General features: G+C 50.7%; 10 protein-coding genes and 2 tRNA genes. 11 read left to right on the plus strand and 1 reads right to left on the minus strand.

Going from position 1 to position 11,433, the window contains the following annotated elements; genetic code table 11:
• Positions 1–202 precede the first annotated feature (202 nt).
• From ABCW45_RS17285 to ABCW45_RS17310, 6 genes are all read left to right on the plus strand, one after another.
• The gene (locus ABCW45_RS17285) at positions 203–1,021 is read left to right on the plus strand and encodes an ABC transporter permease (RefSeq protein WP_117471108.1); all 819 of its coding nucleotides are present in this window, start codon (positions 203–205) and stop codon (positions 1,019–1,021) included.
• 9 nt (positions 1,022–1,030) lie between these two features.
• Positions 1,031–2,347, plus strand: coding sequence for an ABC transporter ATP-binding protein (locus ABCW45_RS17290; protein ID WP_015553894.1), 1,317 nt, complete (start codon positions 1,031–1,033; stop codon positions 2,345–2,347).
• Positions 2,348–2,362: 15 nt separating this feature from the next.
• Positions 2,363–3,223 carry a class I SAM-dependent methyltransferase gene (locus ABCW45_RS17295; RefSeq protein ID WP_117553135.1) on the plus strand — a complete coding sequence of 287 codons (861 nt, stop codon included), beginning with the start codon at positions 2,363–2,365 and terminating at the stop codon, positions 3,221–3,223.
• On the plus strand, positions 3,220–6,333 hold the full coding sequence (locus ABCW45_RS17300; RefSeq protein WP_117553134.1) for a glycosyltransferase: 3,114 nt from the start codon (positions 3,220–3,222) through the stop codon (positions 6,331–6,333). Before ABCW45_RS17295 ends, ABCW45_RS17300 begins: the two co-directional genes overlap by 4 nt.
• A 166-nt stretch (positions 6,334–6,499) precedes the next feature.
• On the plus strand, positions 6,500–7,048 hold the full coding sequence (rimI, locus tag ABCW45_RS17305) for a ribosomal protein S18-alanine N-acetyltransferase (protein WP_242990672.1): 549 nt from the start codon (positions 6,500–6,502) through the stop codon (positions 7,046–7,048).
• Between the two features lie 75 nt (positions 7,049–7,123).
• Positions 7,124–7,366, plus strand: coding sequence for a hypothetical protein (locus ABCW45_RS17310; RefSeq protein ID WP_015553890.1), 243 nt, complete (start codon positions 7,124–7,126; stop codon positions 7,364–7,366).
• A 133-nt stretch (positions 7,367–7,499) separates the two neighbouring features.
• Here ABCW45_RS17310 and ABCW45_RS17315 read toward each other — a convergent pair whose 3' ends face one another.
• Positions 7,500–7,712 carry a hypothetical protein gene (locus ABCW45_RS17315; RefSeq protein ID WP_117471104.1) on the minus strand — a complete coding sequence of 71 codons (213 nt, stop codon included), beginning with the start codon at positions 7,710–7,712 and terminating at the stop codon, positions 7,500–7,502.
• An 80-nt stretch (positions 7,713–7,792) separates the two neighbouring features.
• On the opposite strand from ABCW45_RS17315, the gene ABCW45_RS17320 reads away from it, so the two are divergent.
• From ABCW45_RS17320 to ABCW45_RS17340, 5 genes are all read left to right on the plus strand, one after another.
• Positions 7,793–8,704, plus strand: coding sequence for a ribonuclease Z (locus ABCW45_RS17320; protein ID WP_015553889.1), 912 nt, complete (start codon positions 7,793–7,795; stop codon positions 8,702–8,704).
• A gap of 3 nt (positions 8,705–8,707) precedes the next feature.
• Entirely contained in the window at positions 8,708–9,745 is a 1,038-nt protein-coding gene (tsaD, locus tag ABCW45_RS17325; protein WP_021905363.1) for a tRNA (adenosine(37)-N6)-threonylcarbamoyltransferase complex transferase subunit TsaD, read from the plus strand.
• Positions 9,745–10,467, plus strand: a complete 723-nt coding sequence (gene ispD, locus ABCW45_RS17330) for a 2-C-methyl-D-erythritol 4-phosphate cytidylyltransferase (protein ID WP_343221262.1) — start codon at positions 9,745–9,747, stop codon at positions 10,465–10,467. The genes tsaD and ispD overlap by 1 nt, the downstream gene beginning before the upstream one ends.
• A 472-nt stretch (positions 10,468–10,939) precedes the next feature.
• A tRNA-Ser gene (locus tag ABCW45_RS17335) sits at positions 10,940–11,025 on the plus strand.
• Between the two features lie 90 nt (positions 11,026–11,115).
• Positions 11,116–11,204, plus strand: a tRNA-Ser gene (locus ABCW45_RS17340).
• The last annotated feature ends 229 nt before the right edge of the window (positions 11,205–11,433 follow it).

Below are 11,433 nucleotides of genomic sequence, written 5' to 3' on the forward strand. Positions count from 1 at the left end.
TTATTATTTTGGAACTTCAACATAATGATGCCTCCTTTCGTTGTATTGCCTACAAATAGGATAGCACATTTTGTTGAAGTTTCTTTATATTATTTTATCTAGCACAACAGGTTAAATTATATTAAAACTCACACATAGTCTCCGCCCCGGGAATGTGCGGATAGCGCTCCCCGCCCCCGGAGACCAGAAAGGTTGTTAAAGCGTGAATTATCTGACTTCATTACTGAAGGAGCTGGTGGCAAAAAGAAAACTGATCTGGGAACTCTCCAAGGCAGATTTCAGAAAACGTTTTGTCGGCTCCTATTTTGGCGTTGTCTGGATGTTTATCCAGCCCATCGTCACCGTCCTGATCTATTGGCTCATCTTCGGTCCCATCGGATTCAAGAGTGCGCCGCCGGTGCCGAACGCCTCCTATGTCCAGTGGCTGGTTCCGGGTATCGCCCCGTGGTTCTTCTTCTCCGAAGCCTTAAACTGCGGAACAGGATGCCTTCAGGAATACAACTACCTGGTAAAAAAAGTAGTATTTAAGGTGGAGATCCTGCCTGTGATCAAACTGATCTCCTGCCTGTTCGTCCATGTGTTCTTTGTTGCGATCATGTTCATCGTATTCCTGGTCAGCGGCAAAAGACCGCAGATTTCCTGGATCCAGATCATTTATTATTCCTTTGCCGCATCCATGTACGCCCTGGCGCTCACCTATCTTACCAGCGCGATCCAGGTATTCTTCAAGGATATGGCACAGATCGTCAGCATCTGCCTGCAGTTCGGCATGTGGCTGACCCCGATTATGTACAGCGAGCAGTTATTCCTCGACAAAGGTCTGACGATGGCTCCGATGATCCTGAAGCTGAACCCGTTTTACTATATTGCGGCGGGATACCGTGACAGCATGCTGACGGGAGACTGGTTCTTCATGCGTCCGACACTGACCGTGTATTTCTGGGCAGTGACCCTGATCACCATGTTAGTGGGACTCAAAGTATTCAAGCGGCTCCGTCCGCATTTCTCAGATGTATTGTAGGAGGAAACCATGTCTGCCAATGCGATTACAGTAAAAGACGTGACGAAGGTGTACAGGCTCTACGACAAGCCGATCGACCGCTTGAAAGAATCCTTAAGCCTGACACATAAAAGCTATCACAAAGACTTCTATGCCTTAAATGGTCTGTCCTTCAACGTGGAAAAAGGACAGACGGTGGGCATTATCGGAACGAACGGTTCCGGTAAATCAACGATCTTAAAGATCATCACCGGTGTCCTCACACCGACCACAGGCCAGGTGGACGTTGAGGGAAAGATCTCCGCACTTCTGGAGCTTGGTGCCGGCTTCAACATGGACTACACCGGAATCGAAAATATCTATATGAACGGCACGATGATGGGCTATTCCCGGAAGGAGATGGATGAGAAGCTGCAGGATATCCTGGATTTTGCGGATATCGGCGATTTTGTCTATCAGCCGGTGAAGACATACTCCAGCGGTATGTTCGTCCGTCTGGCGTTTGCGCTCAACATTAATGTGGAGCCGGAGATCCTGATCGTCGACGAGGCCTTGTCCGTCGGAGACGTATTCTTCCAGGCAAAATGTTACCGGAAGATGGAGGAGATCAAGCAGAGGGGAACAACGATCCTCATGGTTACCCACGATATGGGCAGTATCATCAAATACTGCGATAAGGTCGTTCTCTTAAACAAGGGCGAATTCATCGCGGAAGGTGAGCCGGGTCACATGGTGGATCTCTATAAGAAGATCCTGGCAAACCAGCTGGATTCCTTAAATGAAGAACTGGAGAGCGATTATTCCGGCGGGATGTTAGGCGATGAGAAAAAGGCGAAGGCGGAGGAATCCCATTCCGACGGATCCCTCATGAAGGATAAGATCACCATCAACACAGACCGCACCGAGTACGGTGACGGCCGGGCTGAGATCTTCGACCTGGGACTCTTCGACGCGAAAGGAAATCTCACAAACCTTCTGTTAAAGGGAGAGATGTTCACGATCAAGGAGCGGATCCGCTTCCATGCGCCGATCAAGAGTCCGATCTTTACCTACACGATCCGCGATAAAAAGGGAACAGACCTCACCGGAACGAACACCATGTACGAGGGATGCGATATCAAACCGGTGGGGGATGGCGATGTCTACGACGTTTCCTTTACCCAGAAGATGACATTACAGGGCGGCGAGTACCTGCTCTCTATGAGCTGTACCGGCTTCGAGGGCGAGGAACATGTGGTCTACCACCGCCTGTACAACATTGCAAACATTACGGTGATCTCCAACAAGAATACGGTCGGCGTCTACGACATGGAGTCTGAGGTGGAGACATCGCTCACAAGGGCGTAAAAGCGGGAGAAAAAGATGAAGGATTACAGTTATGAACTTCTTGACCTGCTCGAAAAGTATAAAGGAGATGCGGAGGCGGCACTGCGGGGTGAAACAAGCCCGTGGTGTCTCTACGCATTTTCGCCGTTAAGGGAAAACCTTTTCGAGTGGCTGGAAATAGGAAAAAAGGACCGGGTTCTCCAGGTCGGATCCGACTACGGTTCCTGTACCGGGCTCTTTGCGGAGCGCGCCGGTGAGGTGGTCGTTCTGGATCCGTTGGATGAGAACTTGGAGGTGAACCGGAAAAGACACGGAGAGAAGGAAAATCTCTGCCTGGTCCGCGGCGAACTTCCAAAGGCGGGAACAGAGTCTCTTGGATGGAAAGAGTACAAGGGAAAAGAGCGTGCGGCAGAAGAACTGGATGCTCTCTATAAGGATGGCTTCGACTATGTGATCCTGCCGTCCATGCTCTCCAGGACAGAGAAAAACGGGGCAGCAGATCTGCTGGCAAGAGCAGCTGCTCTTGTGAGACCTGGCGGAAGGCTTTTAGCGGCAGCGGAGAATGAGTCTGGTGTCCGCTATTTCATGGGAGCGGAGCCATTTGAGCACTCCTTCCTGGAGGTGGAGTTCCGTGGTCTGTTTGAGGACTTAAAAGAGAAATTTGGCGGAACCGCAATGCTCTACTATCCGGTTCCGGACTACCGTTACCCGGTGACCATCTACTCCGACGGCTATCTCCCGCAGACCGGCGATGTGACGAACATCTCCGCCCGTCTTGACGGACCGGGACTCTGGTTCGGAAACGAGGAGAAAGCCATGACGAACGCATGCAGAAATGGGGACTTCACGAAATTCACGAACTCATTCCTTGGCATGTGGGAAAAGGGGAAGGCATGAGACAGATTTTATTTGTAAAATACAACCGGACCAGAGCGGCGCAGTTCCAGTTAAAGACAGAGATCGTGCGGGAGGACGAAGTTCTCACCGTTGAAAAAACGGCTCTCACAGAGGCTGGCGAGGCGCATATCCGCTCCTTCGGAGAAAAATATGAGAAGATCCGTGATCTGAATCCTGCCATCCGTTTCTTGAAGCCGGAATGGAAAAAGGATAAGAAGACGGTCTCCTTCCAGTACTTAAACGGCAAGACGGTCGGGGATGCCCTGGGCGAGGCTATCGTTATGGGCGAGGTTCCGTATCAGGAGCTTGAGACCGTGATGAAGGTGCTGTTCCCGGAAAATGCAGACGCGAAAATCTTTGAGGCGACACCGGAGTTCGAGACGGTATTCGGAAAAGTTCCGATGATCGACGATAAGGCAGCCGCGGTCTCCAATGTGGATGGGCTCTTCGAGAACCTGATGGTGCCGGAAAACGAGAACTGCATCTACGGAATCGACTATGAATGGGTATTTGATTTCCCAATCCCGGAGAAATTTTTGAAATACCGCGACCTCTTATATTTTTACAGACGCTACGAGAGAGTCCTCAACGTAAAAGAAGAGGATCTCTATGCCCATTTCGGGATCACAGGGGGAGAACTCCAGATCTTTGACGGCATGGAAAAGGCGTTCCAGTCCTATGTCCATGATGCAGGCTCCTTCGGCTACATGAAACAGTACGAGCAGCCGACAAAGACCGTGGAATTTCTTCTTGACCGCGAGAGCGAGCTCTACAAGGTAAAAGACTGGTGCGAGAACTTAAAGCAGGAGATCTCCGAGAAGGACATCACGATCATGAAGCAGCAGGAAGTCCAGCGTCTCACAAACAATCATGTGACGAACCTGGATGCCATCATCGCCAGCCTGAGAAGCGAGAACGCGAGAATGGCGGGAGACCTGCAGTACCTGTCGAAACATGAGGCGATCATGTGGAAAGTTCTCCGGAAATGCCACCGCGCTGTGGATAAAGTCATGCCGAAGGGCACAAGAAAGAGAAAGATCGCGGGGTACTTCAAGAATACCGTCTTTCATCCGGGAAAATACGGAAGGCTGTATTTCACAAAGGACGGAAGAAACAGGATCCGCGGCGACTTTAAGATCGGCGCCGGTTACTTAGAGCATGGAAAACTCCATTTTGACTATGTGGAGCACCCGACCGTGTCCATCGTGATCCCGGTCTACAACCAGATCCACTATACCTATGCCTGCCTGCTCTCAATCTTAGAGAACACGAAGGATGTGACCTATGAGATCATCATCGCCGATGACGTGTCCACGGACGCGACGAAGGAGCTGTCCCTGTACGCGGAGAATCTCGTGATCTGCAGAAACAAGACGAACCAGGGTTTCCTGAGAAACTGTAACCAGGCAGCGAAGGCGGCCCGCGGAAAATATGTGATGTTCTTAAATAATGACACACAGGTAACTCCGGGCTGGCTCTCATCACTCGTGAACCTCATCGAGTCTGATCCGACGATCGGTATGGTTGGCTCCAAGCTGGTCTACCCTGACGGACGTCTCCAGGAAGCGGGGGGAATCATCTGGAGCGACGGCTCCGGCTGGAATTATGGACGTCTTGACGATCCGGAGAAGCCGGAATACAACTACGTGAAGGATGTGGACTATATCTCCGGTGCGGCGATCCTGTTATCCAATGACCTCTGGAAACAGATCGGCGGTTTCGACGAGCTGTTTGCACCGGCGTACTGCGAGGATTCCGACCTTGCCTTCGAGGTGAGAAAAGCCGGATACCGCGTAGTCTACCAGCCATTGTCAAAAGTCATCCACTTCGAGGGCGTCTCCAACGGTACCGACGTAAATGGAACTGGTCTAAAGCGCTACCAGGTGGAGAACAGTAAGAAGCTAAAGGAAAAGTGGGCGGAGGAGTTCAAAAAGCAGTCTGTAAATACAGGCAATCCGAACCCGTTCCGTGCCCGTGAGAGAAGCCAGAAGAAGCCGGTGATCCTTGTGGTGGACCATTATGTTCCGACCTTCGATAAGGACGCGGGTTCCAAGACTACTTACCAGTACCTCAAAATGTTCGTGAAGATGGGATATTCCGTGAAATTCCTCGGAGACAACTTCCTTCACGAGGAGCCGTACTCCACAACACTTCAGCAGATGGGCGTGGAGATCTTATATGGGCCGGAGTACCAGGCAGGTATCTGGGACTGGCTGACAAAGAATAAAGATGAGATCGATTTTGCGTACCTGAACCGTCCGCATATCGCCATCAAGTATGTTGATTTTATTAAGAAGAACACCAATATCAAGGTGATCTACTACGGACATGATCTGCATTTCTTAAGAGAGTACCGGGAGTACGAGCTTACCGGCGATATCAAGAAGAAACGGGAGTCCGATTACTGGAAATCCATCGAATTCTCCCTGATGGAGAAGGCGGCGGTCTCCTACTATCCGTCCTACGTGGAGGAGGAGGCGATCCACGCGATCCATCCGGAGTACAAGATCAAGGCGATCACAGCCTATGTCTATGAGAAATTCCTGGAGAATATCGACAAGGACTTCGCAAAGAGGGAGGGACTGCTGTTTGTCGGCGGCTTCGCGCATCCGCCGAACGCGGACGCGGTTCTCTGGTTCGCAAAGGAGATCTTCCCGCTGATCAGACAGAGGATCGACGTAAACTTCTATGTGGTTGGCTCTAAGGTGACAGACGAGATCAAAGCGCTTGAACAGCCGGGAAGCGGCATCATTGTCAAAGGCTTTGTCACGGAGGAAGAGCTTGCGTCTCTTTATTCCACATCCCGCATCGTTGTGGTTCCGCTGCGCTACGGCGCCGGAGTTAAGGGCAAGGTCGTTGAGGCAGTCTACAATGGAGCTGCCATCGTCACCACATCCATCGGTTCCGAGGGAATCCCGGAGGCGGATCGTGTCATGAAGGTTGCCGACGGACCGGCGGCATTCGCTGACGAGGTAGTCAAGATGTATCAGGATCCGGCAGAATGCCGCAGAATGTGCGAGGAGACCCAGAAATACATCCGCGAGTACTTCAGCGTTGAGGCTGCATGGAAGGTCATCGAGGAGGACTTTACGCCGAAGAAAAAGAGATAGGACTTGGCTGTAAAGTCATATATGGAATCGAATATTGTGATAAGACTCTGCCGGGAATTTATTTCCCGGCAGTCTGTTCACATGAACGAAAATTCCGGCAAAAATCCGGCAGATCCGTCGTGCATGGTGTGCAAGCCTGTGGAATGCGGTTGAAAAGGAGAATATAGTGGAAAAAGACATTATTCATGAAAATTCCAACAATCACAATAAATACATAAATAACGAAAACAGCGGTGAAAAATCCGCGGAACAGGCAGGAGCTGTGCTTCGCGCGATGACTGTGGATGATATTTCCGCTGTGAAGCAGATCGAACAGACCTGCTTTTCGGATGCCTGGTCTGAAAAGCTCCTCTCTGACCTGCTTGAGAGTGAGTGGGACGAGGCCTGGGTGCTGACAGATACAGACGGCACCAGGATCGGATACGCGAATTTCCGCTTCCTCGCCGGCGAAGGCGAGCTCATGAGGATCGCAGTGCTCCCGGAACACAGGGGCTGTGGGGAGTCAAAGAAACTCATGGACCGTCTGGAAATCTCTGCAAAGGAAAAGGAAGCGCCGGACCTGACTCTGGAGGTGCGCGCCGGAAACACACCTGCCATAAACCTTTATAAATCCTATGGTTTTCAGGCGGAGGCTGTGCGGAAAAATTACTATCAGAATCCGGTGGAGGATGCCCTCATCATGTGGAGACGTTCCGTTCCATCGATTCCCACTTAAAATCATGAAAATATCCGCTATACTGTAGGGGACTCCGGAAGAGCCGGAGATAAAGAAGGCGGAGGAAAAGAAACGATGAGAAAATACGGAAAAGATGGCAGGCTGGATTGTGTGATCTGCAACCGCTGTGGGAAAAAACTGGCGGTGAAACATGGGATCGTGCGGGAAGGTGTGTTTACATCAGATCACAGATGGGACTTCTTTTCGGAAAAAGACGGGGAGATCCACCATTTTGACCTGTGCGAGGATTGCTACAACGAAGTGACAGCGGAGTTCCGGGTTCCGGTGGACGTGGAGGATGAGATCGAGCTGCTTTGAAAACGCAGGCGGTATGCGGCAGAAATGCCGTTATGCTGAAACAGGTTCAGACCAGATTGCGCTGCAAGAGCATATTTGAATGTTAGAAGCGGGTACGGGCGGTTGTCTGTACTCGTTTTCTATTGCCGGGTATTCAGAAGAAGCTGACGTCGGCAGTTCTGTACTTCTTGGTCACTGTACACGGGTAGGAATTTTCTGAACTGAAAATTCCGTACAATACAGTGATGGTAATGGATTTTGCCGATTCGGAATGCGAAGCATCGGCAAAATCAGTTACTGTTTGCGCGGCGTGAACAGTAATACTTCTTGCGGTTCCTGCCCAGGAATCAACTTCCATCTCTTGCATATGACCTCCGCTTTATGGTATGATACGTGCAGACTGGATAAATATAAACTTTTATTATCATAGAATGCAGAGGAAAATACATGTTAGATATCTGTTTACTGGGAACCGGCGGCATGCAGCCGCTGCCGTACCGCTGGCTAACGTCCATGATGGCGCGCTGCGATGGTAGCAATCTGCTGATCGACTGCGGCGAGGGAACCCAGATCGCATTGAAAGAAAAGGGATGGAGCCCGAAGCCGGTGGACGTGATCTGCTTCACCCACTACCATGCCGACCATATCAGCGGACTTCCGGGGTTTCTCCTGACCATGGGAAACGCGGAGCGCACGGAGCCGGTACTTCTGGTGGGACCGAAAGGTCTGGAACGTGTCGTTGGTGCCCTGCGCACCATTGCGCCGGAACTTCCGTTCCCGCTTGTGTTTAAAGAACTCACGGAGCCGAGAGAAAAATTTCAGGCGGGTCCCTATGTGGTGGACGCATTCCGCGTAAACCACCGCGTGACCTGCTATGGATATCGCATTACGATCCCGAGAAACGGCAAATTTGATGTGGAACGGGCGAGAGCCCAGGAGATTCCGCAGAAATTCTGGAGCAGACTGCAGAAAGGCGAGACCATCGAGCACGAGGGTAAGATCCTGACCCCGGACATGGTGCTGGGAGAAAAGCGCCGCGGAATTTCCGTTACCTACACGACTGACACGCGCCCGGTTCCGGCAATCGCCGAATATGCCGCGGACAATGACCTCTTTATCTGCGAGGGCATGTACGGTGAGAAGGAAAAAATTGCCAACGCGCGGGAGAATAAGCATATGATGTTCCAGGAGGCGGCAAAGCTCGGTAAAGAGGCGAATCCGCGGGAGATGTGGCTGACCCATTACAGCCCGTCCTTGATGCATCCGGAGGAATACCTGAATGAGATCCGGGAGATCTTCCCGAAAATTAAGACCGCCCGTGACGGCTGGTCTGCAGAACTTGGATTTGATGAGGATTAGAAAATGAAGATACACAGTGTTGAAGAAGATGTATATATACTTGCAATCGAGAGCTCCTGTGACGAGACGGCAGCTTCCGTCGTGAAGAACGGCCGTGAGGTGCTGTCCAACGTGATCTCTTCCCAGATCGCGCTTCACACGCTCTACGGCGGTGTTGTGCCGGAGATCGCATCGAGAAAACATATTGAAAAGGTAAACCAGGTGGTTCAGGCCGCTCTTGACGAGGCACACATGACATTGGACGGGATCACAGCCATTGCTGTGACATACGGTCCGGGTCTTGTAGGCGCACTTCTTGTGGGTGTTGCGGCTGCGAAGGCGATTGCATACGCAGCAAAGAAACCGCTTGTACCGGTTCATCATATTGAGGGCCATGTATCCGCGAACTTTATCGAGCATCCGGATCTGGAACCGCCGTTTGTCTGCGAGATCGTGTCCGGCGGACATACCCATCTTGTGATCGTGAAGGACTACGGTGAGTTCGAGATCATCGGACGCACAATGGATGACGCGGCGGGAGAGGCATTCGATAAAGTTGCCCGCGCTGTAGGCCTTGGCTACCCGGGCGGCCCGAAGGTCGACAAGGCGGCAAAAGAGGGAAATCCTCATGCCATGGAATTTCCGCGGGCAAAAGTCGGCGGATCCCAGTATGACTTTAGCTTCAGCGGCATGAAATCCGCTGTATTAAACTATATCAACCAGGCGGAGATGAAGGGAGAGACGATCTGTGTGCCGGATCTCTGCGCTTCCTTCCAGAACGCGGTGGTGGATGTTCTCGTGAGCCGTGCCGTTGCGGCAACAAAGGAGTTTGGATACAAGAAGCTCGCCATTGCGGGCGGCGTTGCGTCAAACTCTGCCCTGCGCGCAGGCATGAAGGCGGCATGTGAGAAAGCCGGAATCGAATTCTACTATCCGTCACCGATCTTCTGTACCGACAACGCAGCAATGATCGGTGCTGCGGGATACTATGAGTATATCAACGGAGTCCGCGCAGGCTGGGACCTCAATGCGGTGCCGAACCTAAAACTGGGAGAGCGGTAATGGAACAGGTGAAAACAGCAGCCATCGTGCTGGCAGCAGGACATGGAAAGCGGATGCACAGCAAGGTGGCAAAGCAGTATCTTCTCTTAAAGGGGGAACCGGTGGTTGTTCATGCCCTGCGGGCCTTTGAGAAGGCAGGGATGGATGAGATTATTCTGGTGGCCGGAGCAGACGAAGTGGAATTCTGTAACAGGAATATCGTGGAGCAGTATGGATTTACCAGAGTGAGACAGGTCGTTGCGGGGGGAAAAGAACGGTATGATTCTGTCTGGAATGGACTTTGCGCTTTAAAGGCCGTAGGATTCGCAGAGGACGGTATCGTTCTGATCCATGATGGTGCAAGACCGCTTGTAAATGGAGAGATCATCGAGAGAGCTGTGGATGGTGCCCGGGAGTTTTCTGCCTGTGTGGCATCAATGCCGGTTAAGGATACGATTAAGGCAGCGGATGCGGAGGGATTTTCTGCAAGCACGCCGGACCGCAGTACCTTATGGCAGATCCAGACACCTCAGGCATTCCGCTTCGGTCTGATCTACCGCGCCTACGAGAAGGTATTTGCACCCGGAACAGACCGCAGCCGTATTACGGATGATGCAATGGTAGTGGAACTGATGACGGACACAAAGGTGAAGTTTATCGAGGGAAGTTATTCAAACATCAAAGTGACAACTCCGGAGGATATGATCATCGCGGAGGCTCTTTGTGCTCATAGGGTACAATAGATTCTTTCTATAATAGAAGATATGGATCTGCCAGTGGCAGTCAGAGAGAGGCGTGGTCTTCCGGGAAAAGGAGATCACGCCTTTCTGGCTTAACAGATAAAAAGAATTTTAGTACCTATTCAGTACCTTCATAGTTACACGCAAAAATTCATTCCAGATCAGCTTCGCTGATGGGATTTTTGCCCTCCAGCCTATGTTTTCTTACGGTCAGCGCAGCAAGTGCGCAGACCTACTGAACAGTTACGAATTTTAGACTTTTAGAAAAATTCTGAAAAAATTCTTTTCAAAAGGAGAAATGAGTTTATTGGATATATGACATGAGAATACCAGATGTTGATGATCGCAATGCATGGGAATAACATATTTTGTATACAATTAGAAAAGAATAAAAAAACGAAAAAAACTTGGAAAAATGCTTGACAAAAATGGTATTGTGGGGTATTATTAATGAGCACGTTTGAGAGAGCGCTTTGGAGAGATATCGAAGTGGTCATAACGAGGCGGTCTTGAAAACCGTTTGTCCGCAAGGGCGCGTGGGTTCGAATCCCACTCTCTCCGCTAACTGTACTGCGGAGCCAGAGAGATGAGTTCCTGGTGCAGAACTGAATAACGATCTTGTAAAAAAAAGCAAGATGTGAGTCAACCAATGCAGAAGTACCCAAGTGGTTGAAGGGGCTCCCCTGGAAAGGGAGTAGGTCGTTAGTAGCGGCGCGAGGGTTCAAATCCCTCCTTCTGCGCTTTAACTTATGAAGGAAAACTCCTTCAAAAAGTTAAAAAAGTTCTTGACAAACCGGAAACGGTATGATAGAATAAACGAGTTGCCGCTGAGAACGAAAGCGACAACGAAAAAGTTCCTTGAAAACTGAACAGTATGTAAAACCCTGAAAATTCTTATAAAAATGGTCTTTGGTTTAGACCATGAATGAGAACATTCAGAACAAAACCTAACAAAACAGTAGAACGGTT

Source organism: Pilosibacter fragilis (assembly GCF_032490495.1).
Lineage (GTDB): Bacteria > Bacillota > Clostridia > Lachnospirales > Lachnospiraceae > Pilosibacter > Pilosibacter fragilis.

Coding starts and splice junctions, on each gene's coding strand:
- ABCW45_RS17290 (WP_015553894.1), top strand. CDS start 1,031: ATGTCTGCCAATGCGATTACAGTAAAAGACGTGACGAAGGTGTACAGG.
- ABCW45_RS17295 (WP_117553135.1), top strand. CDS start 2,363: ATGAAGGATTACAGTTATGAACTTCTTGACCTGCTCGAAAAGTATAAA.
- ispD (WP_343221262.1), top strand. CDS start 9,745: ATGGAACAGGTGAAAACAGCAGCCATCGTGCTGGCAGCAGGACATGGA.
- ABCW45_RS17310 (WP_015553890.1), top strand. CDS start 7,124: ATGAGAAAATACGGAAAAGATGGCAGGCTGGATTGTGTGATCTGCAAC.
- ABCW45_RS17315 (WP_117471104.1), bottom strand. CDS start 7,712: ATGCAAGAGATGGAAGTTGATTCCTGGGCAGGAACCGCAAGAAGTATT.
- ABCW45_RS17320 (WP_015553889.1), top strand. CDS start 7,793: ATGTTAGATATCTGTTTACTGGGAACCGGCGGCATGCAGCCGCTGCCG.
- tsaD (WP_021905363.1), top strand. CDS start 8,708: ATGAAGATACACAGTGTTGAAGAAGATGTATATATACTTGCAATCGAG.
- ABCW45_RS17300 (WP_117553134.1), top strand. CDS start 3,220: ATGAGACAGATTTTATTTGTAAAATACAACCGGACCAGAGCGGCGCAG.